The organism is Solibacillus sp. FSL K6-4121 (genome assembly GCF_038002585.1).
GTDB classification, from domain to species: Bacteria; Bacillota; Bacilli; order Bacillales_A; family Planococcaceae; genus Solibacillus; species Solibacillus faecavium.
The window spans coordinates 702,617-728,425 of record NZ_JBBOCS010000001.1; the positions used below are offsets into that span (position 1 = coordinate 702,617).

The 25,809-nt window shown below is 39.5% G+C and carries 40 protein-coding genes; 2 read left to right on the forward strand and 38 right to left on the reverse strand.

Annotation, left to right across the window (positions count from 1 at the left end):
- The first annotated feature begins 7 nt into the window (after window positions 1–7).
- The gene (gene gerD / locus MHH95_RS03580) at window positions 8–622 is read left to right on the forward strand and encodes a spore germination lipoprotein GerD (protein WP_340726477.1); all 615 of its coding nucleotides are present in this window, start codon (window positions 8–10) and stop codon (window positions 620–622) included.
- 49 nt (window positions 623–671) lie between these two features.
- On the opposite strand, the gene MHH95_RS03585 is transcribed toward gerD, so the two are convergent.
- The 5 genes from MHH95_RS03585 to MHH95_RS03605 form a co-directional block, all read right to left on the reverse strand.
- A complete protein-coding gene (locus MHH95_RS03585; RefSeq protein WP_339214509.1) occupies window positions 672–1,727 on the reverse strand; it encodes a P-loop NTPase in 1,056 nt (351 codons plus the stop codon).
- A 73-nt stretch (window positions 1,728–1,800) separates the two neighbouring features.
- Window positions 1,801–2,514, reverse strand: a complete 714-nt coding sequence (locus MHH95_RS03590; RefSeq protein ID WP_191701178.1) for an N-acetylmuramoyl-L-alanine amidase — start codon at window positions 2,512–2,514, stop codon at window positions 1,801–1,803.
- Window positions 2,515–2,571: 57 nt separating this feature from the next.
- A complete protein-coding gene (locus tag MHH95_RS03595) occupies window positions 2,572–4,380 on the reverse strand; it encodes an ABC transporter ATP-binding protein (RefSeq protein WP_445682989.1) in 1,809 nt (602 codons plus the stop codon).
- Entirely contained in the window at window positions 4,373–6,112 is a 1,740-nt protein-coding gene (locus MHH95_RS03600) for an ABC transporter ATP-binding protein (protein ID WP_340727298.1), read from the reverse strand. The genes MHH95_RS03595 and MHH95_RS03600 overlap by 8 nt, the downstream gene beginning before the upstream one ends.
- A 31-nt stretch (window positions 6,113–6,143) precedes the next feature.
- Window positions 6,144–6,428 carry a 2-keto-3-deoxygluconate kinase gene (locus tag MHH95_RS03605; RefSeq protein WP_340726478.1) on the reverse strand — a complete coding sequence of 95 codons (285 nt, stop codon included), beginning with the start codon at window positions 6,426–6,428 and terminating at the stop codon, window positions 6,144–6,146.
- Between the two features lie 165 nt (window positions 6,429–6,593).
- On the opposite strand from MHH95_RS03605, the gene MHH95_RS03610 reads away from it, so the two are divergent.
- Window positions 6,594–7,631: a C45 family peptidase gene (locus MHH95_RS03610; protein ID WP_340726479.1), complete on the forward strand. Its 1,038-nt coding sequence runs from the start codon at window positions 6,594–6,596 to the stop codon at window positions 7,629–7,631.
- A gap of 69 nt (window positions 7,632–7,700) precedes the next feature.
- Here the strand turns inward: MHH95_RS03610 and rpsI are convergent, their stop codons facing one another.
- From rpsI to rplD, 33 genes are all read right to left on the reverse strand, one after another.
- Window positions 7,701–8,093: a 30S ribosomal protein S9 gene (rpsI, locus tag MHH95_RS03615; protein WP_191701174.1), complete on the reverse strand. Its 393-nt coding sequence runs from the start codon at window positions 8,091–8,093 to the stop codon at window positions 7,701–7,703.
- 25 nt (window positions 8,094–8,118) lie between these two features.
- A complete protein-coding gene (gene rplM, locus MHH95_RS03620) occupies window positions 8,119–8,556 on the reverse strand; it encodes a 50S ribosomal protein L13 (protein ID WP_191701173.1) in 438 nt (145 codons plus the stop codon).
- A 235-nt stretch (window positions 8,557–8,791) separates the two neighbouring features.
- Entirely contained in the window at window positions 8,792–9,535 is a 744-nt protein-coding gene (gene truA / locus MHH95_RS03625) for a tRNA pseudouridine(38-40) synthase TruA (RefSeq protein ID WP_340726480.1), read from the reverse strand.
- 13 nt (window positions 9,536–9,548) lie between these two features.
- Window positions 9,549–10,346 carry an energy-coupling factor transporter transmembrane component T family protein gene (locus tag MHH95_RS03630; RefSeq protein WP_340726481.1) on the reverse strand — a complete coding sequence of 266 codons (798 nt, stop codon included), beginning with the start codon at window positions 10,344–10,346 and terminating at the stop codon, window positions 9,549–9,551.
- Window positions 10,343–11,215 carry an energy-coupling factor ABC transporter ATP-binding protein gene (locus MHH95_RS03635; protein ID WP_340726482.1) on the reverse strand — a complete coding sequence of 291 codons (873 nt, stop codon included), beginning with the start codon at window positions 11,213–11,215 and terminating at the stop codon, window positions 10,343–10,345. Before MHH95_RS03635 ends, MHH95_RS03630 begins: the two co-directional genes overlap by 4 nt.
- Window positions 11,191–12,036, reverse strand: a complete 846-nt coding sequence (locus MHH95_RS03640; protein WP_340726483.1) for an energy-coupling factor ABC transporter ATP-binding protein — start codon at window positions 12,034–12,036, stop codon at window positions 11,191–11,193. The genes MHH95_RS03635 and MHH95_RS03640 overlap by 25 nt, the downstream gene beginning before the upstream one ends.
- 444 nt (window positions 12,037–12,480) lie before the next feature.
- Window positions 12,481–12,858, reverse strand: a complete 378-nt coding sequence (gene rplQ, locus MHH95_RS03645; RefSeq protein WP_008406715.1) for a 50S ribosomal protein L17 — start codon at window positions 12,856–12,858, stop codon at window positions 12,481–12,483.
- A 56-nt stretch (window positions 12,859–12,914) separates the two neighbouring features.
- The gene (locus tag MHH95_RS03650) at window positions 12,915–13,859 is read right to left on the reverse strand and encodes a DNA-directed RNA polymerase subunit alpha (RefSeq protein ID WP_008406717.1); all 945 of its coding nucleotides are present in this window, start codon (window positions 13,857–13,859) and stop codon (window positions 12,915–12,917) included.
- 149 nt (window positions 13,860–14,008) lie between these two features.
- Window positions 14,009–14,398 (reverse strand): 30S ribosomal protein S11, encoded by a 390-nt coding sequence (rpsK, locus tag MHH95_RS03655; RefSeq protein ID WP_008406718.1) that lies wholly within the window; start codon window positions 14,396–14,398, stop codon window positions 14,009–14,011.
- 26 nt (window positions 14,399–14,424) lie between these two features.
- Entirely contained in the window at window positions 14,425–14,790 is a 366-nt protein-coding gene (rpsM, locus tag MHH95_RS03660) for a 30S ribosomal protein S13 (protein ID WP_008406720.1), read from the reverse strand.
- Between the two features lie 24 nt (window positions 14,791–14,814).
- Entirely contained in the window at window positions 14,815–14,928 is a 114-nt protein-coding gene (rpmJ, locus tag MHH95_RS03665) for a 50S ribosomal protein L36 (RefSeq protein ID WP_000868344.1), read from the reverse strand.
- A gap of 37 nt (window positions 14,929–14,965) precedes the next feature.
- Window positions 14,966–15,184, reverse strand: coding sequence for a translation initiation factor IF-1 (infA, locus tag MHH95_RS03670; RefSeq protein ID WP_016839390.1), 219 nt, complete (start codon window positions 15,182–15,184; stop codon window positions 14,966–14,968).
- A 416-nt stretch (window positions 15,185–15,600) separates the two neighbouring features.
- Window positions 15,601–16,254, reverse strand: a complete 654-nt coding sequence (locus tag MHH95_RS03675) for an adenylate kinase (protein ID WP_340726484.1) — start codon at window positions 16,252–16,254, stop codon at window positions 15,601–15,603.
- A 62-nt stretch (window positions 16,255–16,316) separates the two neighbouring features.
- Window positions 16,317–17,612, reverse strand: coding sequence for a preprotein translocase subunit SecY (secY, locus tag MHH95_RS03680; RefSeq protein WP_191701167.1), 1,296 nt, complete (start codon window positions 17,610–17,612; stop codon window positions 16,317–16,319).
- Complete coding sequence (rplO, locus tag MHH95_RS03685) at window positions 17,612–18,052, reverse strand: 50S ribosomal protein L15 (RefSeq protein ID WP_191701166.1); 441 nt, start codon at window positions 18,050–18,052, stop codon at window positions 17,612–17,614. Before rplO ends, secY begins: the two co-directional genes overlap by 1 nt.
- A 33-nt stretch (window positions 18,053–18,085) precedes the next feature.
- Complete coding sequence (gene rpmD / locus MHH95_RS03690; RefSeq protein WP_008406936.1) at window positions 18,086–18,265, reverse strand: 50S ribosomal protein L30; 180 nt, start codon at window positions 18,263–18,265, stop codon at window positions 18,086–18,088.
- Between the two features lie 14 nt (window positions 18,266–18,279).
- Window positions 18,280–18,780, reverse strand: coding sequence for a 30S ribosomal protein S5 (gene rpsE, locus MHH95_RS03695; protein ID WP_191701165.1), 501 nt, complete (start codon window positions 18,778–18,780; stop codon window positions 18,280–18,282).
- Window positions 18,781–18,801: 21 nt separating this feature from the next.
- Complete coding sequence (gene rplR / locus MHH95_RS03700; protein ID WP_191704081.1) at window positions 18,802–19,161, reverse strand: 50S ribosomal protein L18; 360 nt, start codon at window positions 19,159–19,161, stop codon at window positions 18,802–18,804.
- A gap of 41 nt (window positions 19,162–19,202) precedes the next feature.
- Complete coding sequence (gene rplF, locus MHH95_RS03705) at window positions 19,203–19,742, reverse strand: 50S ribosomal protein L6 (RefSeq protein ID WP_191701163.1); 540 nt, start codon at window positions 19,740–19,742, stop codon at window positions 19,203–19,205.
- Between the two features lie 31 nt (window positions 19,743–19,773).
- Window positions 19,774–20,172: a 30S ribosomal protein S8 gene (rpsH, locus tag MHH95_RS03710; RefSeq protein WP_008406947.1), complete on the reverse strand. Its 399-nt coding sequence runs from the start codon at window positions 20,170–20,172 to the stop codon at window positions 19,774–19,776.
- 30 nt (window positions 20,173–20,202) lie between these two features.
- Window positions 20,203–20,388, reverse strand: a complete 186-nt coding sequence (gene rpsN, locus MHH95_RS03715) for a 30S ribosomal protein S14 (RefSeq protein ID WP_008406949.1) — start codon at window positions 20,386–20,388, stop codon at window positions 20,203–20,205.
- 21 nt (window positions 20,389–20,409) lie between these two features.
- On the reverse strand, window positions 20,410–20,949 hold the full coding sequence (gene rplE / locus MHH95_RS03720; protein ID WP_191701162.1) for a 50S ribosomal protein L5: 540 nt from the start codon (window positions 20,947–20,949) through the stop codon (window positions 20,410–20,412).
- Between the two features lie 28 nt (window positions 20,950–20,977).
- Complete coding sequence (gene rplX / locus MHH95_RS03725) at window positions 20,978–21,286, reverse strand: 50S ribosomal protein L24 (RefSeq protein WP_191701161.1); 309 nt, start codon at window positions 21,284–21,286, stop codon at window positions 20,978–20,980.
- Between the two features lie 37 nt (window positions 21,287–21,323).
- Window positions 21,324–21,692 (reverse strand): 50S ribosomal protein L14, encoded by a 369-nt coding sequence (rplN, locus tag MHH95_RS03730; RefSeq protein ID WP_008406955.1) that lies wholly within the window; start codon window positions 21,690–21,692, stop codon window positions 21,324–21,326.
- Between the two features lie 45 nt (window positions 21,693–21,737).
- Entirely contained in the window at window positions 21,738–22,001 is a 264-nt protein-coding gene (gene rpsQ, locus MHH95_RS03735) for a 30S ribosomal protein S17 (RefSeq protein ID WP_008406957.1), read from the reverse strand.
- An 18-nt stretch (window positions 22,002–22,019) separates the two neighbouring features.
- Entirely contained in the window at window positions 22,020–22,220 is a 201-nt protein-coding gene (gene rpmC, locus MHH95_RS03740) for a 50S ribosomal protein L29 (protein ID WP_008406958.1), read from the reverse strand.
- The gene (gene rplP, locus MHH95_RS03745) at window positions 22,210–22,644 is read right to left on the reverse strand and encodes a 50S ribosomal protein L16 (RefSeq protein ID WP_191704084.1); all 435 of its coding nucleotides are present in this window, start codon (window positions 22,642–22,644) and stop codon (window positions 22,210–22,212) included. Before rplP ends, rpmC begins: the two co-directional genes overlap by 11 nt.
- Window positions 22,645–22,646: 2 nt before the next feature.
- The gene (rpsC, locus tag MHH95_RS03750; RefSeq protein ID WP_340726485.1) at window positions 22,647–23,303 is read right to left on the reverse strand and encodes a 30S ribosomal protein S3; all 657 of its coding nucleotides are present in this window, start codon (window positions 23,301–23,303) and stop codon (window positions 22,647–22,649) included.
- 3 nt (window positions 23,304–23,306) lie between these two features.
- The gene (gene rplV, locus MHH95_RS03755; protein ID WP_191701159.1) at window positions 23,307–23,651 is read right to left on the reverse strand and encodes a 50S ribosomal protein L22; all 345 of its coding nucleotides are present in this window, start codon (window positions 23,649–23,651) and stop codon (window positions 23,307–23,309) included.
- 22 nt (window positions 23,652–23,673) lie between these two features.
- Window positions 23,674–23,952, reverse strand: a complete 279-nt coding sequence (gene rpsS / locus MHH95_RS03760; protein WP_004233637.1) for a 30S ribosomal protein S19 — start codon at window positions 23,950–23,952, stop codon at window positions 23,674–23,676.
- 60 nt (window positions 23,953–24,012) lie between these two features.
- Window positions 24,013–24,843 carry a 50S ribosomal protein L2 gene (gene rplB / locus MHH95_RS03765; protein WP_191701158.1) on the reverse strand — a complete coding sequence of 277 codons (831 nt, stop codon included), beginning with the start codon at window positions 24,841–24,843 and terminating at the stop codon, window positions 24,013–24,015.
- A 42-nt stretch (window positions 24,844–24,885) separates the two neighbouring features.
- Window positions 24,886–25,170, reverse strand: a complete 285-nt coding sequence (rplW, locus tag MHH95_RS03770) for a 50S ribosomal protein L23 (RefSeq protein WP_008406966.1) — start codon at window positions 25,168–25,170, stop codon at window positions 24,886–24,888.
- Entirely contained in the window at window positions 25,170–25,793 is a 624-nt protein-coding gene (gene rplD, locus MHH95_RS03775; protein ID WP_191701157.1) for a 50S ribosomal protein L4, read from the reverse strand. Before rplD ends, rplW begins: the two co-directional genes overlap by 1 nt.
- Window positions 25,794–25,809: the final 16 nt, after the last annotated feature.

Here is a 25,809-nt window from a genome sequence, read left to right on the forward strand (position 1 = left end):
AGAAATAGTGAAACGTTTAATAATACTTGCCTTTTCCATCATTCTAATTGCTGGTTGTAACGATTCCAAATCAACGACGCTTTCTTATGACGAAGTAAAGAAAATTATGGTTGATGCTATCCAAACAGAAGATGGGAAAAAGGCGATCCGACAAATATTTGAAGATAAGAGCTTCCGGGAGCTGCTTATTTTAAATACCGAGGAAGTAAAAAAGGCGACCGAGGAAACAATGCTGTCAAAAGAAGCCATGGATTTTTGGGTAAAAACATTTGAAGACCCTAAGTTTAAAGAGAACTTCGCAAAAAGTATGCAGGATCAACAAAAGGATTTAATGAAAAACCTATTAAACGATGCTGCGTACCAAGAAGCTTTAACATCATTTTTTGGACAGCCGGATATGCAAAAGCAACTGGAATCAATTATGAAAGGTGCTGTAATGCGTAAGGAACTGGAAAAAGTGGTGACCGAAACAATAGAGAACCCTCTGATGCAGTCAAAATGGGAAGAGCTGATTAAAAAGAGTGGTGAAGGTTCTTCGTCTGAAAAAGAATCCGGATCTGGTGGTGGAGGTGGATCTGAGAAGGGAAGTAGTGAAGAAAAAAGCGGTGGCGGCGGATCATAATAAAACAACCAGTTGTTCCATTTTGGGACAACTGGTTGTTAATATAAGCTTATTTATTTAATGCCGATACAATCTCTTCAGCAATTTTCAAGTAAATCTGACCTGTAGGGTGATTCTCTGCATAGATAGATGGCGCAAAATCTTCTTCAGTCCAATCTGGTTGACCTAACGGAATTTGACCAAGTAGCTTAGTACGTAATTCTTCAGCTAGCTTTGGACCGCCGCCTTGACCGAATACAAATTCCTTTTCACCAGTTTTGCTTTCATACCAAGCCATGTTTTCGATAACACCTAAAATCTCATGATTCGTTTGTAATGCCATTGCACCTGCACGAGCTGCTACAAATGCTGCTGTTGGGTGTGGCGTTGTAACAACAATTTCCTTTGAAGCCGGTAGCATCTGGTGAATATCAAGTGCTACGTCCCCTGTTCCTGGCGGTAAATCTAATAGTAGATAATCCAATTCGCCCCACTCTACATCACGGAAGAACTGGTCTAGTACTTTTCCAAGCATAGGACCGCGCCATACAATTGGTGCATTATTTTCTACGAAGAACCCCATTGAAATAACTTTTACACCTAAACGCTCAACTGGATATATACGATCTTCTTTTACAACTGGCATTTCCGTTACACCCATCATATCTGGAACAGAGAAGCCATATATATCTGCATCGATTAATCCTACTTTTTTTCCTAAGCGCGCTAAAGCAACTGCCATGTTGACAGATACAGTCGATTTCCCTACGCCACCTTTACCAGAAGCAATTGAGATAAATTGCACACTTGATAATGGTGATAATATATCTTGAGCCTGTGACTCCGTCGCTTGTCCACGGAATGATTGTAAAACTTCTGCTGGTAATTCTTCAAAACGAATCCCTACTGAAGCCGCGCCATTTTCTTTTAACACTTCTACAATTTTCATTTGAAGTGTCATTTGTTCCGGCGTATTTACCTTTGCAATTGCAATACGAACACTAACATGCCCTTTTTCTGCTTTAATTGAAACGTTTGTTACACCTTTTGTTTCTGCTAATGTTTTATGTAAAAACGGATCCTGTAATTCGCCTAATAGTTCTCGAACTTGTTGTTCATTTAGCACATCAAACACTCCCCTGAATGAAATATCCATTGTTAGTATATCATACTAGTCCCGTATTGCTATTACATGTTGCCTAGTCAAATTTCACATGAATATAATTTTCAATTCCGCGCGCAATAGCAAATGCCATCTTATCCTGATAACTTTCAGTAGCAAGCAAGTCCCTTTCTTCTTCATTGCTTAGGAAACCCGTTTCTACCAATACTGCAGGTATTTCCACCTTCTTTAGTAAATAAACATTTTTAATCGATAATGCTTCCCTGTCTGTATTTTCCATCGTAGTACGAATGGATTGTTGAACAGCCTGTGCGAGTGCTTCACTCTTTTCATGTCCTTCATGATGATAAAACACTTGGGCTCCTCTCCATTTACTATTTGGAATTGCGTTTGCATGAATCGTAATAAATATATCCGGCTCATGTGATTCCACTAATGTTTCACGTAGGAAAATATCCTGTTTCTTACGCTCACGAAGTGTTGGAAATGTCTCCTTTGGTGCATGTTCACTTAGTACATCTCCATCTGTTGAACGCGTTAATATTACTTCTGCCCCTAAACGTGTCAATTGACGAGCTACTTTTTTTGTAATTGCCAATGTCACATCTTTTTCGATTACATCACCATTTGAAGCACCACCATCAATACCTCCATGACCAGCATCCAATACAATTTTCAACCCACCTAATGGCTCGGGTAAAAAAAATCGCCGGTCGGAAGCATTTGTTTCATATACAACGACTAGCATCGAACAAAAAATAACGAATATAAGTGCAAGCCAACGCTTCATAAAAACACCGCCCTTTTTGCCTACTATACGCAAAAGAGGGGGCGTTTATTACCTCGATTAATTGGCCATTAGCTGATTTTGAAGCGTTGCATAAAATCCTTTGGCATTAATTAAAGAATCGTGATTGCCTTGCTCTAAAATTTGTCCATCTTTAATTACGAGAATTTGATCGGCGTTTTCTATCGTTTTTAAACGGTGTGCAATAACAAAGCTTGTACGGCCTTTCATTAAATTATTCAACCCTTTTTGAATATGAACTTCAGTCATCGTATCAACGCTCGAAGTTGCTTCATCTAAAATTAAAATATCTGGATCCTCCAAAATCGCACGTGCAATGGCAATAAGTTGACGCTGCCCTTGACTTAAGTTTAAGCCGCCACTTGATAACACTGTATCGTATTGCTCTGGCAAGTACTTGATAAAATTATGTGCATAGGCAATTTTGGCCGCCTGTTCAACTTCCTCGTCTGTAGCATTCAACTTGCCGAAACGAATATTTTCACGTACCGTCCCGGAAAATAAATACGTATCCTGTAGGACTACCCCGACATGATCCCGAACATTATTCATTTTGTAATGCGTAATCGGCTCATCATCCAGTAGTATTCGACCTCCTGTTGCATCGTAAAAACGTGTAAGCAATTGAATAATGGTCGTTTTTCCTGAACCGGTTGGACCAACAATCGCAATTGTTTCCCCGGCTTTCGCTTTAAAGTTGATGCCGCGCAGTACTGGTTTCCCTGACTCATACGCGAATTTGACATTTTCAAAAGTGACATCCCCTTTAAACTGAGGTTTTTCTTTTGCATGCTCGATGTCTTCTATTTCCCTTACTTCATCTAACACTTCAAATACTCGCTCAGAACCAGCAATTGCAGACTGGAATGTATTTAATAAGTTTGATAGCTGATTAATTGGACGGAAAAACTGGCGTGTATATGTAACAAACGATGCGATAACCCCAATCGTAAGTCCACTCGTTACCGCCATAACTGCACCTGTCCCAATTACTAAACTTAATCCTAGGTTATTCATGAAGTTATTAACTGGACCCATGAACCCGGAAATAATATCTGCCCGCATTGCAGAACCACGTAGTCTTTCGTTCGCTTCTTTAAATTCTGCCAGCGTTGATTTTTCTTTACCGAACAGTGTAATGATATCTGCATTAGAAATCGTCTCTTCAATGTAGCCATTTAAATTACCTAGATCCCGTTGACGCGCTTTATAGTTAACACTGCTTCTTTTTATAATCTGTTTCGTAGCGAACACGATAAGCGGGATGATAATAAGTGTGACAAGTGCTAAACGCCAATCCAAATAAAATAGCGCAAATGCCGTACCAACAATGGTTAAAAAGCTCGATACAATTTGAATAACACTTTGCGACAATGCTGCATTTAAATTTTCAATATCATTTGTCATCCGACTCATTAAATCACCCTGTTGCTTTTTATCATAAAAAGCTAATGGCAGTGATTGATATTGCTCAAAAAGCTGTTGACGTAAACGGCGAATTGTCTTTTGTGATACACGTATCATTACAAATGTTTGAATCCACGTTAGTAAAGATGATGCGATATACACTCCCGCTAACAGAAGCGCCATACGAATTGAACCTGATATATTTAACTTTATAATATAGTCATCAATTGTTTTACCTATTAAAAATGGACCGACTAAACTTAAAAGCGTACTTATAATTACAAAAATAACAACACTAATTAGTTCAACCTTTTGAATACGTAAATAGCTCCATATACGAAGTAATGTCTCTTTTTGATTTTTCGGCTTCACAACAGGACCGGTAAATCGCCCTCCTGGATGGCCCATCGGATTTGGTGGTCCCCCTTGTTGTTTATTCACTTAAGGTCACCCCTTTTTCCGCTTGTGTTTTTGCCATTTCATTATATAACTCGCTCGTCTTTAACAATTGCTCATGCGTCCCTTTGGCAATTATTTTCCCGTCATCCATTAAGAGAATTTGATTGGCATGTCGAACTGAGGAAATTTTAGATGAAACGATAAATTTCGTCGCCCCGGCAAACTGTTCATCAATTGCCTGCTGAATAGCCTTTTCGGAAATACTATCAACTGCACTCGTCACATCATCCAACACTAAAATATTCGGTTTGCGTATAAATGCTCGTGCCATTGCCAGCCGTTGCCTTTGTCCACCCGATAAATTCGTTGCCCCTTGTGTTAGCACATGCTCTGTCCCTGCCTCAAGTCTATCAACAAATTCTCTCGCATTCGATGCTTGCAATGCTTGTAAAATTTGTTGCTCTGTTGCCTCTGACTTTCCATATTGAAGGTTCTCAGCTATTGTTTTTGAAAACAAGGTCGCCTTTTGAGGAGCAAATCCTATTGACTGGCGTAGATGTTCAAGCCCGTATTGTCCTATTGGTATCCCATCAATTTTTATCACACCACTATCGACATCAAACAATCTTGGAATCATCTTGACCAACGTGGATTTCCCGCTCCCTGTCATTCCTAGAATGCCAACCGTTTCACCGGCATTTACATGGAAACTAATATTTTTAAGTACAGATTCCGTTCCTTTTAAATAAGAGAAGCTGACATTTTCAAAACTCACACTTCCTTGAATCTTATGTGACTCTGGTACGGAAGGATTTGTAAATTCTATTTTTTCCTCCAATACTTCTACAATACGCTCTGCACTCGGAACTGCACGTGCAAGCTGTACAAGAACCATTGAAGAACTCATCAGCCCTTGCATGACCATCATTAAATAGTTAATAAAGGCTAAAATAACCCCTACTTGTAAGGTATTATTATCTACCTTAATGGCACCCATCCATAATGCTGCAACAATTCCCATATTCACGACAAACATCGTCAATGGAGCTAGCACACCAATAATTTGATCTGCTGACATAGAGCGTTTCATTAATTGTGTATTAATGTCTGTAAACTGATCAATTTGATGATTTTTTCGGTTATAAGCCTTAATAACCCGAATACCGGCCAAATTTTCCTGAACTTTTGTATTTACTACGTCGACTACCAACTGAACTTTATGGAAAAGCTTGCCTGACAGTGCTGTGAAGTAATACATACAAAACGCTAAAATCGGTACTACTACCATCAAAATCGGAAATAGCTCCCGCGCTGTAATAAATACAATGACAATAGCCCCGATAAACATCATTGGACCACGAACAAATATTTTAAGCAGCATCGTTAATGCACGCTGAAGCATTTCAATGTCACTCGTTAAATTCGTAACAAGTTTTCCGAGTGTAAATTTGTCTTTACTACTATTTGAAAAATAAGTAATCGTTTCATACAAATCATGACGAAGATCCGTTGAAAAATTAACCGCTGTACGTGAGGCATAAATCGAACATCCAACCCCACCTATCAAACCGATTAATGATGTAATAATCATTAAACCAAAACTTCTTAGTATAAATGCCGTATCGTTTTCAGCAATCCCATCGTCAATAATATGTTGTAAAATTGTTGGCTGTAATAAATCCATACTTACTTCGACTATCATCATTATCGGTGCAATGATAGCAAACAGAATATATGGTTTTATATATTTCGATAATTTCCCTACTGCCTGCATTACCAAGTTCACTTCCTTATGTTGTGAAAAATTATTCCTCTTCTGTTGCTTGTGCTTCTTCCAACAATTCATTCAACTGAAACAAACCTACAAAATCATTCATAATCGCTTCAGTTGCTTTCAACTCCCCAGCAATGACAGGATGAATCGATTGCAATTCCGCAGACTCCAACTGTTGTTTTAATGTTGAACGCTTCATTTCGAGTTGGCGATAAAACTCCAGAGCACGTCCGCGACGGAATGTTTGGGCACCCTTAGAACGGCGATTACTTTGTTCCCCTTCACCTCGAGGTCTCCCTCTACCTTCTGATCTCATATTTTTCACCCTCCCTTTTTGAATACTATTGTATACTAATGTATACAAAAATTCTACTGCTACCGAAGGAGTTTGGGGAGGACTGCTTTCCAAATCCTTTTGTTTTGTTTATCCACTAAAAATCGTTACTATGGAAAAAACAGTTTCATTAAAGGGGTACATAAATTGAAAAACGTGACAAGCGATATTATTCAATTCAGAGGATCGCATTATGAGTTTGGTATATACCAAGGAGAGCTTTTAAAGAATTCCCCTCTTTTTTATAATAGAGAAGAATTTTATAAACAATTAGATCATAGATTTTCTATAGATAAATTATATGTTAAGCAACTTTTAACCCAGTTTGGTCCAGGAATTGAAGAGGAAATAGAAGGTCTTGCTTATGTACTTGGTTATAAGGAAGAACAGGCTTTACTTCATTATGGTGGTTATTATGCCGCACATAAAAAAAGTGGCTGTTCTATTACGACAAATCCGCATTATATGATTCGCAACTATGACAATGACCCACAAAGTTATGATGGGCGTTTCGTGTTATATGCCCCAACTAATGATGGTTACGCGACAGTAGGACCTTCTATGCAAATTACAGGACGTATGGATGGAATGAATGAAAAAGGGCTAGTCGTCGGTTATAACTTTGTAAATACGAAGAACAGGGCGGATGGCTTTGTTTGCAATATGATCGGACGTTTATTATTGGAATGTTGCGCAAATGTTGCCGAGGGGATTTCATTATTAAAAAATATCCCCCATAAGCATTCATTTAATTATGTATTACTTGATGCGGAGCAAACTATGGTGGCGGTAGAAGCATCTCCGCGCAACGTTGCCGTTCGAGATGCAACAGCCTGCACGAACCACTTTAAAGTTCTGACAGAAGAAAATCGTTACCGAATGGAAGATTCTTTAGCACGCGAACACATTATTTCGAATGCCCAGGAAAATTCACTTTCTTTTGAAAATGCGTTTAAATTAATGAATCGAATCGAAAATGGTGTATTTGCTACAAAATACGGAGCTTGGGATGGTACTCTCCATACGGTTGGCTATATACCAACTGAAGGTAAATGTATTTTCGCTTTAGGTGGAGACGCATTACCTATCGTCATTGATTTTCATTCGTGGTTAAGCGGTAATCATTTACCTCTCACAAAAGTTAAAGGAAAACTTCATGCGACAAACGGCTTTGCAAATGAATAAAGAAAAAACCCTTTCTTGGAAAAATCCAAGAAAGGGTTTTGTAATTTCGCAAAATAGTAATCGTAAAGATTAACGTTTTGAGAACTGAGGTGCACGACGAGCGCCGCGTAAACCTGGTTTTTTACGCTCTTTCATACGAGAATCACGAGTTAATAGACCTGCAGCTTTTAAAGCTGGACGGAAGTCTGGATCAACTTGTAATAATGCACGAGCGATACCGTGACGGATTGCTCCAGCTTGACCTGTGAATCCACCACCGTTTACGTTAACGTGAACGTCATAAGAACCTTTAGTTTCTGTAGCTACTAATGGTTGGTTGATAATTAAGTGTAAAGTTTCGTATGGTAGGTAATCTGCAATTTCACGATTGTTGATTACTACTTTACCTTCGCCTGGTACTAAACGTACGCGAGCAGTTGAGCTTTTACGGCGACCTGTGCCGATGTATTGTACTTGTGCCAAAGTTATTTCCTCCTATTATAGTTTATTAACCACGTAGCTCGTAAGCTTCTGGTTTTTGTGCAGCATGTGGATGTTCAGAACCAGTGTAAACGTTCAGTTTAGTGAACATTTGACGACCTAAAGAGTTCTTTGGAAGCATACCCTTAATTGCTAATTCAAGCATTTGTGTTGGGTATTTTTCTTTCATTTCTCCAGCTGTACGTTGTTTTAAACCACCAGCGAATTGAGTGTGACGGTAGTAAATTTTCTTTTGTAATTTGTTACCTGTTAACTCAATTTTATCAGCGTTGATGATGATCACGTGATCTCCTGTATCAACGTTTGGTGTGAAAGTTGGTTTATGTTTACCACGTAAGATAGAAGCTACTTCAGAAGCTAAACGACCTAATGTTTGGCCTTCTGCGTCAACTACTAACCATTTACGTTCTACTTCTTGACCTTTAGCCATGAAAGTTGTGCGCATGTTTGTATCCTCCTAATCGATATGAATTACCGTTATTTTTCATTATATACACTATATAAGTTTCGGGGCTTATTATTGTGGTGGTAATGAAAATACCATACATCATCATATAATGTATCTCGTTTAAAGTCAAGATATTTAATTGAACACCTGGAGAGGTTGTTAATCCTTTTCCCACGGCTATTTCTCTCGTATTTTTACATAATCGTACAAAAAATTTTTAAAAATATATAAATTATTCATAAAAAACTTGTTCTAAATATAAACCGTGCGCTGGGGCAGTCTTACCTGCCAAAGAACGATCCTTCGAAGCAATCACCTGGGGAAGTGAACTTACTTCCCTTCTTCCTGTTCCTACCTCCCATAACGTACCCGCTATAATCCGGACCATATTGTACAGGAAGCCATTCCCGCTTATTGTCATATGCAATTCCTCATCATGCCAATTAAGCTCTAATGCATTAACTATACGCACCTTATCAACCACACTTGTATTCGCCGCGCAAAAACAGCTAAAATCATGCTTTCCTATAATAGCTTGAGCCGCACCCCGCATTGCTTCAATATCGGGTTTTACCCCATTAGTCTCTACTGCATAATGACGTCTAAATGGACTTTGAATCATGCTGCAATCCCAAATGTACCGGTAACGCTTTCCTAGTACATCATAGCGTGCATGAAAATCATCCTTTACTTGCTCTACTTGCATTACTCGAATATCACGTGGTAACTGCACATTTAATGCCTTTTGATATTTTTCTAGCGGTATGGATAAAGGTGTATCGAAGTGAATCACTTGGCCTGTTGAATGGACACGCGCATCCGTACGTCCACTGGCTGTAATTTTCACCTGATTTCCTTTATGCATGATAGCTAATACTTTTTCAATTTCAAGCTGTACTGTACGTTCTCCAGGCTGAACTTGATAACCAGCAAATGACGTACCATCATAGCTTATTGTTGCTTTTAATCTGACCATTTCAATACCCCTCTTAACCTCGTAGCATCCACAGCAGGACCGCCATTATTACTAGCGCGACTAAAATAATCGTATCTTTTGCATGCCATTTCAACAAACGATACTTCGTACGACCTTCGCCTCCGCGATAGCCACGTACTTCCATGGCCGTAGCAAGATCTTCTGCCCGTTTAAATGCGCTAATAAACAGCGGCACTAGCAATGGTACCACGGCCTTTAGACGGTCTTTAATCGGTCCCGCACTTAAATCTGAACCTCGCGCCATTTGTGCTTTCATAATTTTATCTGTTTCATCCATTAATGTGGGAATGAAACGCAGTGAAATAGACATCATAAGTGCTAGCTCATGCACAGGGAGCTTCAACTTCTTAAATGGGTTTAACAGTACCTCTAAGCCATCTGTAATGGAAATAGGCGAAGTTGTTAGCGTTAAGATGGATGTCATAAAGACGAGCATTAAAAAGCGCAGTGAAATATATACACCTTGGCGCAGACCTTCTTCATAAATTTTCATAAAGCCAAGGTCAATGAGTACAGGGCCTTCTCTCGTCATAAATAAATGCAATATGAGTGTAAAAAGCATTAAAAATATAACCGGCTTTAATCCATTAATTAAAAAGTAAAGCCGAATTTTTGAAAGCAAAATTACAATTAAGGTAAAAGCTAATAATATTCCGTACGTTAACGTATTATTGGCCAAAAAGACAACAATAATAAATGCAAATACAAAGAGCAGCTTTGAGCGTGGGTCAAGCATATGAACAAATGAATTCCCCGGAATATATCGACCAAAAATCATTTTTTCCATCATTGTCCTTCACGCTCCTTAGGAATCGCTTGTCCGATTTCAAATGCAAGCTCTTCTTCAGTTAAGCAAACTTTTGATAATGATGTCTCCATCATTTTCTCAACTTGCCGCTGGAAACGGACAATGCGTGGTGGTTCTAGACGAAATTGTGCAAGTGTTCGGCTGTCACCGAAGATTTCTCTTGGATTGCCATTTAACACACATCGCCCTTCATGCATGATGGCAATTGAATCCGCATAACGTGCTGCATCTTCCATACTATGTGTAACAAGAATTGTTGTTAAGCCTCGTTGTTTATGTAACTCATAAAATAAGTCCATAATCTCCTTTTGCCCTCGAGGGTCAAGACCAGCAGTTGGTTCATCCAAAACAATTACTTCAGGATCCATTGCTAAAACCCCTGCAATTGCTACTCGACGCATTTGTCCCCCTGACAAATCGAACGGAGATTTTTCGAGAATATCCTCAGGCAGCCCTACAAGCGAGATTAATTCACGTGCACGCTTTTCCGCTTCTTCCTCTGAAATACCGAAATTCATCGGACCAAACATAATATCCTGTAATACGGTTTCCTCAAATAGCTGATGCTCCGGGAATTGAAAGACAATTCCAACCTTCTGCCGTACGGATTTCAAATCTTTCGCCTTTTTCCCAGCTTCAATTAATCGGTCTCCGATTTTCACCGTACCACTCGATGGCTTTAGTAGACCATTAAAATGAAGGAGTATTGTTGATTTACCTGATCCTGTATGTCCGATGATTGCCTGAAATGTTCCACTTTTAATTGTTAAGTCAACCTCATGTAAAGCTTGTTTTTCAAATGGAGTGCCTTTTGCATAGGCATAGCTTACTTGTTGAAGTTGGATGTCCATAAATCATTCACCAGCTCTTCTTCTGTCATATGTTGCCCTACAAGCTGTACTCCCTGTGCTTGTAGTAGCTTAGTCATCTTCATGGCAAAAGGCATATCCAGACCAAACTGCAGCAGTTTATCTCCTAATGAAAAAATTTCTGCAGGTGTACCTTCTTCATACTTCTTACCATCATTCATAAAAATTATACGATCCGCCAAAAGTGCCTCTTCCAAATCATGCGTAATTGCCAAAACAGTTAAGTCAATTTCTTTTCTTAATGTTTCAACGAGCGTCAACACTTCTTCACGACCTTGAGGATCCAACATCGAAGTCGCTTCATCCAATATTAGAATTTGAGGATGCATTGCTAAAGCCCCAGCAATCGCTACACGCTGCTTCTGCCCTCCTGATAAATGATGTGGCTCATGATTAATGAACGCCTCCATTTTAACTTGTTGAAGTGCATCCTGTACCCGTTGAACCATCTCTTTATGCGGTACACCGTTATTTTCAAGAGAGAAAGCTACATCGTCCTGCACAGTAGCCCCAACGAACTGATTATCTGGGTTTTGAAAGACAATCCCAATTTGCGAACGGATGTCCCATAGGTTTTCTTCTGTTAGAATATTATGTTTTATGCGGACTTCCCCTTGCTGAGGCAATAGTAAGCCGCTCATTAATTTTGCCATTGTCGACTTTCCAGAACCATTGTGACCAACTATTGTAATCCATTCACCTTTGTTAATTGCAAAAGAGACATCCTCTACAGCATTTCGTGCAGTTGGTTCATCGGGCGTATATGAAAATGTTACATGATTAAATGATAAAATCTCATTCATACTCAGCTATTCTCCCCTTTGCCTTGAATGTATTACACATATATAAATATGTAGTTTAAATTTCCCAGGAAATTATACATATATAAAAATAAAGCACGTTCTCAAACAAGTTCAGCTTAATGCCACCTATTTAAACGTACTTTATGTTTGCATATGTATGAGGAATGTAGGGGCTCAATCCTAGTATTCCATAAATAAAAAAGCGCGCACCTCATTCAGAGAAATGCGCTTGTCGTTACATTTACAAAATTTACGGGTGCTCAAGCCCGAAAATTCATTGAATGAGGTGCGGAGAGCTAAACGAGACGCCAGTAGTTGACTACTCCGCTCATCATAACGCTCAGCTTAATTATTGTCGTATAAAATCACAAAACCTATGAAAAAAGAGGGGTGCATGGGTTCAACCGGTGAACCGGACACCCCTCTTCACCTATTTCGTTAGAATTAAACTAATTCGATAACTACTACTGGTGCGCCGTCTCCACGACGAGGACCTACTTTAAGAATACGAGTGTAACCACCTTGACGCTCCGCATAACGAGGTGCGATATCATCAAATAATTTTTGAAGTGCGAAAACAGTTTTTTCTTCTTCGCCTTCTCCAACTGTTACTAACTCACGACGGATGAATGCTGCCGCTTGACGACGAGCGTGTAAATCACCGCGTTTACCTAAAGTAATCATTTTCTCAACTGCTTTACGAGTTTCTTTAGCGCGCGCTTCAGTTGTTTCGATGCGCTCGTTGATGATTAAATCAGTAGCTAAGTCGCGTAGTAATGCTTTACGTTGAGAACTTGTACGACCAAGTTTTCTGTAACCCATGGACGTTTCCCTCCTTTTAAATATATCTGATCTAGCTAAATTTTATAATTTTTCGCTTAGTCTTCTTTACGTAATCCTAAACCAAGCTCTTCTAACTTATGCTTAACTTCTTCAAGAGACTTACGACCAAGATTACGTACTTTCATCATATCGTCTTCAGACTTATTAGCTAACTCTAATACCGTGTTGATACCAGCGCGCTTTAAGCAGTTGTAAGAACGAACAGAAAGATCAAGTTCTTCGATAGTCATCTCTAATACTTTTTCTTTTTGATCTTCTTCTTTTTCGACCATGATTTCAGCAGTTTGTGCCTCGTTCGTCATGCCTACGAAGATATTTAAGTGTTCAGTTAAAATTTTCGCTCCAAGTGAAATCGCCTCTTTAGGACCGATGCTTCCATCTGTCCATACATCAAGTGATAACTTGTCGTAGTCAGAATTTTGTCCAACACGAGTGTTCTCTACTTGGAAGTTGACGCGTGAAACTGGAGTGTAAATAGAGTCGATCGGGATCACGCCGATAGGAAGATCCTCACGTTTGTTTTGATCAGCAGGAGTATAACCACGGCCACGTTGTGCGTACATACGCATACGTAAATGACCGTTTTTTGCGATTGTTGCGATATATAAATCTGGGTTTAATATTTCTACATCACTGTCATGTGTAATGTCAGCTGCAGTAACCGTTCCGTCACCCTTCACATCTATCTCAATGACTTTTTCTTCGTCCGAGTAGATTTTTAAAGCTAGCTTTTTCACGTTTAAGATAATTGAAGCAACATCTTCTACAACGCCTTCTACAGTTGAGAATTCGTGTAGTACGCCGTCAATTTGAATTGACGTTACAGCAGCTCCAGGTAATGAAGACAGAAGGATACGACGTAAAGAATTTCCCAAAGTATTACCATAACCACGTTCAAGCGGTTCTACAACAAACTTGCCGTATTTGGCATCTTCGCTAATCTCCACTGTTTCAATCTTTGGTTTTTCAATTTCGATCATTCCAATTTACCCTCCTTCAAAACATCTAATGTATAGGTTCTTATCATCATAGTTGTTAATCTAAGATAGACTAAAAAATGCACAAGACTTTTGTACAAAGTAACATGATGTACATAGAAGTACAAAATTATACTTCTAAGCTGCACCCATTACACGCGACGACGTTTTGGCGGACGGCAACCGTTATGTGGAACTGGAGTAACGTCTTTAATAGCAGTTACTTCTAATCCAGCAGCTTGAAGTGCACGAACTGCAGCTTCACGACCAGAACCAGGACCTTTAACTGTTACTTCAATGTTTTTTAAACCATGTTCCATTGAAGTTTTAGCAGCTGTTTCAGCAGCCATTTGAGCTGCGAATGGAGTTGATTTACGTGAACCACGGAAACCTAAAGCACCAGCTGAAGACCAAGATAATGCGTTACCTTGCATATCAGTGATCGTTACGATTGTATTGTTGAATGTAGAACGGATGTGAGCAACACCAGATTCGATGTTCTTTTTCACACGACGTTTACGAGTTTGTTGTTTACGAGCCATGTTAAGAAGGAACCTCCTTTACTTAATTATTTTTTCTTGTTCGCTACAGTTTTACGAGGACCTTTACGCGTACGCGCATTGTTTTTCGTATTTTGACCACGAACAGGTAAACCACGACGGTGACGGATACCACGGTTTGAAGCGATTTCCATTAAACGTTTGATGTTTAAAGAAACTTCACGACGTAAGTCACCTTCTGTTTTGTATGAATCTAATTGTTCACGAATTTGGTTTAATTGATCTTCTGTTAAGTCTTTAACGCGAGTATTTTCGTCAATACCTGCACCTGCTAATACTTTTTGAGAAGTAGTTTTACCAATACCGTAAATGTAAGTTAATGAAATTACAACGCGTTTGTCGCGAGGAATATCAACACCAGCAATACGTGCCATTCGTTAGTGCACCTCCTTGATTAATTATCCTTGTTTTTGTTTGTGTTTAGGATTTTCACAGATTACCATTACTTTACCGCGTCGGCGAATTACTTTACATTTTTCGCAGATCGGTTTCACAGATGGTCTCACTTTCATCTAACCTAACCTCCTTAATAGTCCGGAGTGCAAAAGATTATTTAAAACGGTATGTGATACGACCGCGAGTTAAATCATAAGGAGATAACTCAATAGTAACCTTATCTCCAGGTAGGATACGGATAAAGTGCATACGGATCTTTCCAGAAACGTGTGCTAGCACAGTGTGCCCATTTTCTAATTCTACCTTAAACATCGCGTTTGGCAAAGTCTCAACAACTGTCCCTTCGACTTCAATTACATCGTCTTTCGCCATCTTCTCGTCTCCCTTCTATATGCTAATATCAAAAAACTCATGCGAGCTCTTGCAACTGTTTCTCCTGATTAAGAAGCAACTCGTTCCAACATATGTTTTGGATTGCATGAGAGATGTACAATAAGACGCTCGTCTGGTTTCGCTTCACACAATCCATGGAAACAGTCCTTATAATAAGGAACCGCATCCCTTATGTTAACACGATAGCCGGAATGTCTTGATGAGAGATTCATACCCGTTACACAGATGCTTCCACGAAACCCATTATACGTTACAAAGATGTCATCACACGAATTTTGTGCTCAACCCTTATAGTATATACCGGGCACAATATGCTTTTGCAACTCTCAAAAAATTATGTTTCGTTGTTGCCTCCGCATGAATACCGCGGAAGCTGTCTAGCGCCCGGACGGATATCAGCTGCGGCTGCCCTGCAATAGAGCATCAAGATCAGCAAATACTTTAGAAATTTCTTGCTGTCCATTAATATTTTTAAGTACACCCTTTGCTTTATAAAAATCAAGTAAAGGTTGTGCTTGGTTCATATTTACTTCCAGACGGTTTGCAACAGTTTCAGGATTATCATCCGCACGTGTATATAATTCGCCGCCATCTTTATCACATTTGCCTTCCTCTTTTGGAGGATTGAACACTAAATGATACGATGTACCACAAGTCTTACATATACGACGTCCACTTAAACGTGCGATTAATTCTTCTTTTTCAACTTGAACATTAATTGTATGCTCAACTGGACGACCTAATTCATCAAGAATGCTATCTAAAGCTTCTGCTTGAGGAACTGTACGTGGGAATCCATCTAATAAGAATCCTTTTTCGCAGTCATGTTGTGAAAGACGTTCACGAACAATACCAATCGTTACTTCATCCGGCACTAATGCACCTTGATCCATAAACGATTTTGCCTTTAAACCTAATTCAGTACCTTCTTTAATAGCGGCACGGAACATATCGCCTGTAGAAATATGAGGGATTGCGTACTTCTCAACAATTTTGTCAGCCTGAGTACCTTTACCGGCACCTGGAAGACCCATTAAAACGATATTCATACGTAATGTTCCCCTTTACAACATAAGCCGGCAAGGAAACGTAAATGTTTCCTAAACCTGCATTATTTCATAAATCCTTTATAATGGCGTTTTACTAATTGAGACTCTAACTGTTTCATCGTTTCAAGTGCAACACCAACTACGATAATCATACTCGTTCCCCCGATTTGAGCCGAAGCTGGCAGGTTCATAAAGTTGATGAATAGAATTGGCATGATTGAAATGACTACTAAGAATAGAGCACCAACAAATGTTAAACGATAAAGAACTTTTGTTAAGTAAGCTTGTGTGTCATTTCCTGGGCGAATACCCGGAATATAAGCACCTTGCTTTTTCAAGTTATCTGCCACATTTTCCGGATTCACTTGAATGAATGCATAGAAGTATGTGAAGGCGATAATTAACGCAACATAGATAATCATCCCAATAGGTTTAGTATAGTCAAACGCATTAGTGATGAATGCAGTTACATTATTATCTCCAAAGAATGTTGCTAAAGTTTGTGGAGTAACAATAAACGCTATTGCAAAGATTACCGGAATAACCCCTGCAGCATTTACTTTTAACGGTAAATGCGTTTGCTGTGCCCCTACTTTAGGTGAATTCCCAGCAACTCGTTTTGCATATTGAATTGGAATTTTACGCAACGCTTGTTGAATATATATAACTCCAACTACAACAGCTAGTAGCACTAAAACTAGTAAAGCTAAGATAGCAATATTAATAAATAATTGATCTCCAGCTCCATCAATTTGTTGTGCATACACTTGGTTTACTGCGTTAGGAATCGCAGCTACGATACCAGCGAAGATAATGATTGAAATACCATTACCAACACCATATGCAGTAATTTGTTCAGATAACCACAATAGGAATGCTGTACCTGCTGTTAACACGACAGAAATCGTTAAGTACGATTGAATACTAGTATCCGTAATCAATGATCCTCCATAAAATTGGTTAAAACCAAAACTCATAGCGAAAGATTGAATAAATGCTAGTACAATTGTGAAGTAACGAGTGAATTGAGCCAACTTGCGTCGACCTACATCACCTTGTTTCGCCCATTCTGCAAACTTAGGAACGACATCCATTTGAAGTAACTGGACAATGATTGAAGCAGTAATGTATGGCATAATCCCCATCGCAAAGATAGAGAAGTTTGCTAATGCACCACCGCCAAACGTATTAAGGAAACCTACTAAGCTGAACTCATCAGTTGCCTTTAATACATCTGCGTTAACATTTGGTACCGGGATGAATGTCCCGATACGAAAAATGATTAACATTAATAGTGTGAAGATGATTTTATTTCGTATATCTCGAACGCGCATAAAGTTAGAGATTGTCTGAAACATTAGATCACCTCAGTTGTTCCGCCAGCGTTCTCAATTGCTTCTTTTGCAGAAGCAGAGAATTTGTGAGCTTTAACATTAAGCTTAACGCTTAACGTACCATGACCTAGAATCTTGATTCCAGCTTTTTCATTGCTCACGATACCAGTTTCTAGTAATAATGCAGGTGTTACTTCTGCACCATCTTCAAAACGGTTTAACGCATCAAGGTTAACGATCGCGTATTCTTTACGATTAATGTTCGTAAAGCCACGTTTAGGTAAACGACGGAAAAGTGGGTTTTGACCCCCCTCAAATCCTGGGCGAACGCCGCCGCCAGAACGAGCGTTTTGACCTTTATGACCTCTACCAGAAGTTTTACCGTTACCAGAACCGATACCACGACCAACGCGGTTACGTACTTTACGTGAACCTTCTGCTGGTTTTAACTCATGAAGTTTCATTTGGGTGGCACCTCCTTGTTCGTATAATTGAAATTAAATTTCTTTAACAGTAACTAAGTGAGCTACTTTTGTAATCATCCCGCGGATAGCAGCATTATCTGCTTGTTCCACAGTTTGGTTTAATTTACGTAATCCTAAAGCCTCAACAACTTTACGTTGGTTTGGTTTAGTACCGATGACAGATTTATTAAGGGTAATTTGTAATTTAGCCATTATAATTCCCCCCCTTATCCTAATAACTCTTCCACTGATTTACCGCGTAGTTTTGCTACATCTTCTACACGCTTTAATTCAGTTAAACCTGCTACAGTTGCACGCACCATGTTAATTGGTGTGTTTGAACCAAGAGATTTTGAAAGAATATCAGTAATACCAGCTAGTTCTAGTACGGCACGTACTGGACCACCAGCGATAACTCCTGTACCAGGAGCTGCAGGTTTAATTAAGATTGAACCTGCACCGAAGCGACCTTGCACTAAGTGTGGAGTAGTTCCACCCACGCGTGGTACTTCGATTAAGTTTTTCTTCGCGTCTTCAACAGCCTTACGGATTGCATCTGGAACCTCTTGGGCTTTACCAGTACCAAATCCTACATGACCATTTTTATCTCCTACTACTACTAGAGCAGAGAAGCGGAAGCGACGACCACCTTTAACAACTTTAGCAACACGGTTAATTGTAACTACGCGTTCTTCAAGTTCTAATTTGTTTGCGTCAATGCGACTCATGAAGTATGTCCCTCCTTCTTATTAAAATTCTAAGCCGTTTTCACGTGCAGCTTCTGCTAAAGCTTTTACACGTCCGTGATATAAGTAACCGCTACGGTCAAATACTACTGTAGTAATATTTTTTTCAGCAGCGCGTTTAGCGATTGTTTCACCGATTTTAGCAGCAGCCTCAATGTTTGCGCTCATACCTTCGAAAGCTTTTTCTTGAGTATTAGCAGAAACTAAAGTTACGCCAGCTACGTCGTCGATTAGTTGTGCATAAATGTTCTTGTTAGAACGGAATACGTTTAAACGTGGACGTTGTGCAGTACCCGAAATTTTAGAACGAACACGCCCATGACGTTTTTTACGAACTTGATTTTTATCTTGTTTCGTAATCACAGTGGTCACTCCTTTCAATTATTAATGCGATTTAAGCCGCATTATTTACCTGTTTTACCTTCTTTACGACGAACGAATTCGCCTTCGTAACGAATACCTTTACCTTTGTACGGCTCTGGTGGACGAACGTCACGAATGTTAGATGCTAATGCACCAACACGCTCTTTAGAAATACCTTTTACGATGATCTTAGTGTTCGAAGGAACTTCGACCTCTAAACCTTCTTCAGGTGTGAACTCTACTGGATGAGAGTAACCTACGTTCAATACAAGCTTGTTGCCTTGTAATTGTGCACGGTAACCTACACCGATTAGTTCTAGAGAACGAGTGAATCCTTCAGAAACACCAGTTACCATATTAGCTAATAACGCACGAGTTGTACCGTGGTTAGTACGGTGTTCTTTAGAATCAGAAGGACGAACTACAGAAAGAATGTTGCCTTCTTGCTCGATTTTCATATCTTGGTTGAATTGACGAGTTAATTCGCCTTTTGGACCTTTAACAGTAACAACGTTGTCAGTACCGACTTCGATCGTTACGTTTGCAGGTACCTCGATAACTTTTTTACCTACGCGAGACATTTATATTGCACCTCCGTTCTTTTCTTACTAATTACCAAATGTATGCTAAGATTTCTCCGCCAACTTGTTTAGCGCGAGCTTCTTTGTCAGTTAATAAACCGTTTGAAGTAGATACTAAAGCGATACCAAGACCGTTTAATACTTTAGGTACTTCGTTTGTTTTAGCATATACACGTAAACCTGGTTTAGAAATACGTTTAAGACCAGTAATAACACGCTCGTTCTCTTTACCATATTTTAAGAAAATACGGATGATACCTTGCTTGTTGTCTTCTACATATTCTACATCACGTACGAAACCTTCACGCTTTAAAATTTCAGCGATCTCTTTCTTTACGTTAGAAGCAGGAACTTCTAACTTCTCGTGACGTACCATGTTCGCATTACGAATGCGTGTAAGCATATCTGCAATCGGATCAGTCATTGTCATGAAAATTTACCTCCTTCCCAAATTAGGGGATTACCAGCTGGCTTTTTTAACGCCAGGAATTTGTCCCTTATATGCAAGTTCACGGAAACAAATACGGCAAAGTTTAAATTTGCGGTATACAGAGTGTGGACGGCCACAGCGTTCACAACGTGTATATTCTTGAACTTTAAATTTTTGCGTGCGTTGTTGTTTAACGATCATTGATTTTTTTGCCACGTCTTCGCCCTCCTTATTTTATTACTTTTGGAACGGCATACCGAACTGTGTTAATAACTCGCGAGCTTCTTCGTCAGAATTCGCAGTAGTTACGATCACGATGTCCATACCGCGTACTTTTGAAACTTTATCGTAATCGATTTCTGGGAAAATTAACTGCTCTTTAACACCTAATGTATAGTTACCGCGACCGTCGAATGCTTTTTTAGAAACACCACGGAAGTCACGTACACGTGGAAGTGCAACAGAAATTAATTTATCCAGGAATTCATACATACGCTCACCGCGTAATGTAACTTTAGCACCGATCGCTTGACCTTCACGTAAACGGAAACCTGCGATAGATTTTTTCGCTTTAGTTACAACTGGTTTTTGACCAGTGATTGTTGTTAATTCTTCAACAGCTACATCAAGAGCTTTAGAGTTTTGAACTGCGTCACCAACACCCATGTTGATTACGATTTTGTCTACTTTAGGCACTTGCATTACTGATTTATATTCGAACTTGCTCATAAGAGCAGGTGATACTTCATTTAAATACTTTTCTTTTAGGCGGCTCATGTGTGTACCTCCCTTCTCATTTTACTTATTAGTCGATTACTACACCTGATTTTTTTGCAACACGAACTTTTTTGCCATCTTTGATCTCAATACCTACACGAGTCGGCTCGCCAGATTTAGGATCGATTAGCATTACGTTCGAAACGTGGATTGCAGCTTCTTGAGATACAATTCCACCTTGTGGGTTAAGTTGGTTAGGTTTAACGTGTTTCTTAACGATGTTTACACCTTCAACAAGAACGCGGTCTTGTTTAGGGAAAGCAGCTAAGATTACGCCTTCTTTACCTTTGTCTTTACCAGTAATTACTTTTACTTTGTCGCCCTTTTTAACATGCATTATGTGTCGCACCTCCTTGATTGGTACTGTCATGAAATTAAAGAACTTCTGGAGCTAAAGAAACGATTTTCATGAAGTTGCCATCACGTAATTCACGTGCAACTGGTCCGAAAATACGAGTTCCGCGTGGTGATTTATCATCTTTGATAATTACGCAAGCATTCTCATCAAACTTAATGTAAGTACCGTCTTTACGACGTGCACCTGATTTTGTGCGAACGATAACAGCCTTAACTACGTCGCCTTTCTTGACAACGCCACCTGGTGTTGCTTTCTTAACTGTACAAACAACGATATCACCGATGTTAGCAGTTTTACGTCCAGAACCACCAAGAACTTTAATTGTTAAAACTTCACGTGCACCTGAGTTGTCAGCAACTTTCATACGACTTTCTTGTTGAATCACTTAGGTTACCTCCCTTCGGAAATTTTATTTTATTCCGAAATGTTATTAAATAATAACCGCTTTTTCTACAACTTCAACTAAACGGAAGCGTTTAGTAGCTGATAGCGGGCGAGTTTCCATGATACGTACGATATCACCGATATTCGCAGTGTTTAGCTCATCATGAGCCTTAAACTTTTTCGAGTATTTTACACGCTTGCCATAAAGCTTATGCTTTTTATGAGTTTCAACTAATACAGAAATTGTTTTATCCATTTTGTCTGAAACGACACGGCCCGTGTAAACTTTGCGTTGGTTACGCTCAGTCATACATAAAACCCTCCTTTATCAGTTATTTGCACTGATTTCTCTTTCACGAATCACAGTTTTCATACGTGCGATCGCTTTGCGAACTTCACGGATGCGAGCTGTGTTTTCTAATTGACCAGTCGCCAATTGGAAGCGAAGGTTGAAAAGCTCTTCTTTCAGTGATTTTACTTTTAATTCAATTTCATTAGTGGCAAGGTCACGGATTTCATTAGCTTTCATTAGATTCACCACCAGTTTCTTGACGTTTTACAATTTTACATTTCACAGGAAGCTTGTGTGATGCTAAACGAAGTGCTTCACGTGCGATCTCTTCAGATACACCAGCAATTTCGAACATTACTTTTCCTGGTTTTACTACTGCTACCCAACCTTCAGGAGAACCTTTACCAGAACCCATTCGGACTTCTAGAGGCTTTTTCGTGTAAGGCTTATGTGGGAAGATTTTGATCCAAACTTTACCGCCACGTTTCATGTAACGAGTCATTGCGATACGAGCAGATTCGATTTGACGGTTAGTAATCCAAGATGCAGTTGTAGCTTGTAAGCCAAACTCACCAAAAGATACTTCTTTACCGCCCTTCGCTTCTCCACGCATGTTACCACGGTGTTCACGACGATATTTTACGCGTTTAGGTAATAACATTTTTATTTGCCTCCTTCCACAGAGTTCTTTTTAGTAGGAAGGACTTCACCACGGTAGATCCAAACTTTTACGCCTAGTTTACCATAAGTAGTGTCTGCTTCAGCATGTGCATAATCAATGTCAGCACGTAATGTGTGAAGTGGAACAGTTCCTTCGCTATAGTGTTCAGCACGCGCGATGTCAGCGCCACCTAAACGACCAGATACTTGTGTTTTAATACCTTTTGCACCAGCGCGCATTGTGCGTTGGATTGATTGTTTTTGAGCACGACGGAATGATACGCGGTTCTCAAGTTGACGAGCGATGTTTTCAGCTACTAATTTAGCGTCAAGATCTGCACGTTTAATTTCAATAATGTTAATATGCACACGTTTACCAGTTAAATCAGTTAAATGTTTACGTAAGTTTTCAACTTCCGTACCACCTTTACCGATAACCATACCTGGCTTCGCAGTGTGAATAGTAATGTTTACGCGATTTGCAGCGCGTTCGATTTCTACTTTAGATACAGATGCATCTTTAAGTTTAGATTCGATATATTTACGTACTTTGATATCTTCGTGTAATAAGTTTGCATAATCTTTCTCAGCGAACCACTTAGATTCCCAGTCACGAATAATACCAACACGTAGTCCTATTGGATGTACTTTTTGACCCACGGATTAAACCCCCTTCTTCTCAGATACCACAATAGTAATGTGGCTAGTACGTTTGTTAATTGCCGATGCACGACCTTGGGCACGTGGACGGAAACGTTTTAATGTTGGACCTTCATCAACAAAGATTTCAGATACAACTAAGTTATTAATATCTAACTCGTAGTTGTGTTCAGCGTTAGCGACTGCAGATTTTAATACTTTCTCAACGACTGGAGACGCCGCTTTTGGAGTATGACGTAAAATTGCAACTGCTTCACCAATTTGCTTGCCTCGAATTAAGTCTACTACTAGACGAACTTTACGAGGAGCGATACGAACTGTACGAGCGATAGCTTTAGCTTGTGTCATTAGGATTTACCTCCTCTCAAAATTAGCGTCTTGTTTTCTTGTCATCTGCACCGTGACCTTTATAAGTACGTGTCGGTGCGAACTCACCAAGTTTGTGACCTACCATATCTTCTGTCACGTATACAGGAACGTGTTTACGTCCATCATATACAGCGATTGTTAAACCGATGAAGTTTGGGAAGATAGTAGAACGGCGAGACCAAGTTTTAATAACTTGTTTTTTCTCAGAAGCCTCTTGTGCTTCCACCTTTTTCATAAGGTGGTCATCAACAAAAGGTCCTTTCTTTAAGCTGCGACCCATTTAGGAACCTCCCTCCGTGATACGACCACGGCTCTCGAACTGAACCGTAGTATTACCACTTTATTTTTTACGTCCGCGAATAATAAATTTAGATGATTTATTTTTCTTTTTACGAGTTTTGAAACCAAGAGTTGGTTTGCCCCATGGTGTCATTGGTGATTTACGTCCGATTGGAGAACGTCCTTCACCACCACCGTGTGGGTGATCGTTAGGGTTCATTACAGAACCACGAACTGTTGGGCGTTTACCTAACCAACGAGAGCGACCTGCTTTACCAATGTTGATAAGTTCGTGTTGTTCGTTACCAACTTGACCGATTGTTGCACGGCAAGTAGCAAGAATTAAACGTACTTCACCAGATTGTAAGCGAACGATTACATACTTATCTTCACGACCTAATACTTGCGCAGAAGTACCAGCTGAACGTACTAATTGTCCACCTTTACCAGGTTTCATTTCGATGTTATGGATTGTTGTACCCATTGGAATGTTTGCTAATGGTAAAGCGTTACCTACTTTAATATCCGCTTCTGGACCTGAATAAATAGTGTGACCTACTTCAAGACCTTTCGGAGCTAAGATGTAACGTTTTTCACCGTCAGCATAGTTAATTAAAGCGATGTTCGCAGAACGGTTTGGATCGTACTCGATTGTAGCAACGCGTCCTGGAATGCCGTCTTTAAGACGTTTAAAATCGATAACACGGTATTGTTTCTTGTGACCGCCACCGTGATGACGAACAGTAATTTTACCCTGGTTGTTACGACCAGCTTTACGTTTAGTCGGTTCTAATAAAGACTTTTCAGGTTTATTAGTAGTGATTTCAGCAAAGTCAGATGATGTCATGTTACGACGTCCATTTGAGGTTGGCTTATACTTTTTAATCGCCATTTGTTTTCCCTCCTTCTTAAAGGTTACTTTATAAATTAGAAATTAGATTTCGAATAATTCGATTTCTTTTGAATCAGCAGTTAATTTAACAATCGCTTTACGACGTTTGTTAGTGTATCCACCGAATTTACCAACGCGTTTGAACTTACCTTTGTAGTTCATAACGTTTACTTTCTCAACTTTAACGCCGAAGATTTCTTCAACAGCATCTTTAACTTGAGTTTTGTTAGCGCGAGTGTCTACTTCGAAAGTATACTTTTTCTCTGCCATAATTTCTGAAGAACGCTCAGTAATGACCGGACGTTTTAAGATATCACGTGCTTCCATTATCCAAGCACCTCCTCAACTTTTTTTACAGCATCTTGAGTGAATACAACTTTATCATGACCTAATAAGTCTAATACGTTGATTCCTTCAGCTGTTAACACTGTAACACCAGGGATGTTACGAGCAGACAAAATTGCGTTTTCGTTAACTTCAGAAGTTACGAATAATGCTTTTTTGCTGATTTCTAATGCAGCTAATACTGCTTTGAAATCTTTTGTTTTTGGTGCATCAAATGATAATGCATCAAGTACTACTAAGTTTTGCTCTAATACTTTCGTAGATAAAGCAGACTTAATCGCTAAGCGACGAACTTTCTTAGGTAGCTTGTAAGCGTAACTACGTGGAGTAGGACCGAATACAACACCACCGCCACGCCATTGTGGAGAGCGGATTGAACCTTGACGAGCACGACCAGTTCCTTTTTGACGCCATGGTTTACGACCACCACCAGCAACTGCTGAACGGTTTTTAACTTTGTGATTACCTTGACGTAGAGATGCGCGTTGTGCAACAACTGCGTCGAATAATACTGCTTCGTTTGGTGTGATTCCGAAAATCGCATCGTTTAATTCGATTTCACCAACTGAAGCACCTGTTTGACTAAGTACTGAAACCTTTGTCATTCCTGTTTCCTCCTTT

Coding starts and splice junctions, on each gene's coding strand:
- MHH95_RS03650 (WP_008406717.1), bottom strand. CDS start 13,859: ATGATCGAAATTGAAAAACCAAAGATTGAAACAGTGGAGATTAGCGAA.
- secY (WP_191701167.1), bottom strand. CDS start 17,612: ATGTTTCAGACAATCTCTAACTTTATGCGCGTTCGAGATATACGAAAT.
- infA (WP_016839390.1), bottom strand. CDS start 15,184: ATGGCGAAAGACGATGTAATTGAAGTCGAAGGGACAGTTGTTGAGACT.
- rpsQ (WP_008406957.1), bottom strand. CDS start 22,001: ATGACTGAGCGTAACCAACGCAAAGTTTACACGGGCCGTGTCGTTTCA.
- rplQ (WP_008406715.1), bottom strand. CDS start 12,858: ATGGGTTACAGAAAACTTGGTCGTACAAGTTCTCAACGTAAAGCATTA.
- rplX (WP_191701161.1), bottom strand. CDS start 21,286: ATGCATGTTAAAAAGGGCGACAAAGTAAAAGTAATTACTGGTAAAGAC.
- rpsM (WP_008406720.1), bottom strand. CDS start 14,790: ATGGCACGTATTGCTGGTGTTGATATTCCTCGCGACAAACGCGTTGTA.
- rplF (WP_191701163.1), bottom strand. CDS start 19,742: ATGTCTCGCGTAGGTAAAAAAGTTATCGAGGTACCTGCAAACGTAACG.
- rplM (WP_191701173.1), bottom strand. CDS start 8,556: ATGCGCACAACTTTCATGGCTAAAGGTCAAGAAGTAGAACGTAAATGG.
- MHH95_RS03675 (WP_340726484.1), bottom strand. CDS start 16,254: ATGAATATCGTTTTAATGGGTCTTCCAGGTGCCGGTAAAGGTACTCAG.
- rpmJ (WP_000868344.1), bottom strand. CDS start 14,928: ATGAAAGTGAGACCATCTGTGAAACCGATCTGCGAAAAATGTAAAGTA.
- rpsH (WP_008406947.1), bottom strand. CDS start 20,172: ATGACAATGACTGATCCGATTGCAGATATGCTTACACGCATTCGTAAT.
- MHH95_RS03640 (WP_340726483.1), bottom strand. CDS start 12,036: ATGAATGAGATTTTATCATTTAATCATGTAACATTTTCATATACGCCC.
- rplP (WP_191704084.1), bottom strand. CDS start 22,644: ATGTTATTACCTAAACGCGTAAAATATCGTCGTGAACACCGTGGTAAC.
- rplW (WP_008406966.1), bottom strand. CDS start 25,170: ATGGAAGCACGTGATATCTTAAAACGTCCGGTCATTACTGAGCGTTCT.
- rplB (WP_191701158.1), bottom strand. CDS start 24,843: ATGGCGATTAAAAAGTATAAGCCAACCTCAAATGGACGTCGTAACATG.
- rplE (WP_191701162.1), bottom strand. CDS start 20,949: ATGAGCCGCCTAAAAGAAAAGTATTTAAATGAAGTATCACCTGCTCTT.
- MHH95_RS03590 (WP_191701178.1), bottom strand. CDS start 2,514: ATGAAGCGTTGGCTTGCACTTATATTCGTTATTTTTTGTTCGATGCTA.
- rpsK (WP_008406718.1), bottom strand. CDS start 14,398: ATGGCTCGTAAACAACAAACTCGTAAACGTCGTGTGAAAAAGAACATC.
- truA (WP_340726480.1), bottom strand. CDS start 9,535: ATGGTCAGATTAAAAGCAACAATAAGCTATGATGGTACGTCATTTGCT.
- MHH95_RS03605 (WP_340726478.1), bottom strand. CDS start 6,428: ATGAGATCAGAAGGTAGAGGGAGACCTCGAGGTGAAGGGGAACAAAGT.
- rpsE (WP_191701165.1), bottom strand. CDS start 18,780: ATGAGTCGCATTGACGCAAACAAATTAGAACTTGAAGAACGCGTAGTT.
- rplV (WP_191701159.1), bottom strand. CDS start 23,651: ATGACACAAGCTAAAGCTATCGCTCGTACAGTTCGTATCGCTCCTCGT.
- MHH95_RS03600 (WP_340727298.1), bottom strand. CDS start 6,112: ATGCAGGCAGTAGGGAAATTATCGAAATATATAAAACCATATATTCTG.
- rpmC (WP_008406958.1), bottom strand. CDS start 22,220: ATGAAAGCTAATGAAATCCGTGACCTTGCCACTAATGAAATTGAATTA.
- MHH95_RS03630 (WP_340726481.1), bottom strand. CDS start 10,346: ATGATGGAAAAAATGATTTTTGGTCGATATATTCCGGGGAATTCATTT.
- rpmD (WP_008406936.1), bottom strand. CDS start 18,265: ATGGCTAAATTACAAATTACCCTTAATAAATCTGTCATCGGTACTAAA.
- rplD (WP_191701157.1), bottom strand. CDS start 25,793: ATGACAAAGGTTTCAGTACTTAGTCAAACAGGTGCTTCAGTTGGTGAA.
- MHH95_RS03635 (WP_340726482.1), bottom strand. CDS start 11,215: ATGGACATCCAACTTCAACAAGTAAGCTATGCCTATGCAAAAGGCACT.
- rplO (WP_191701166.1), bottom strand. CDS start 18,052: ATGAAACTTCATGAGTTAAAACCAGCAGAAGGTTCACGTAAAGTACGT.
- rpsS (WP_004233637.1), bottom strand. CDS start 23,952: ATGGGTCGCAGCTTAAAGAAAGGACCTTTTGTTGATGACCACCTTATG.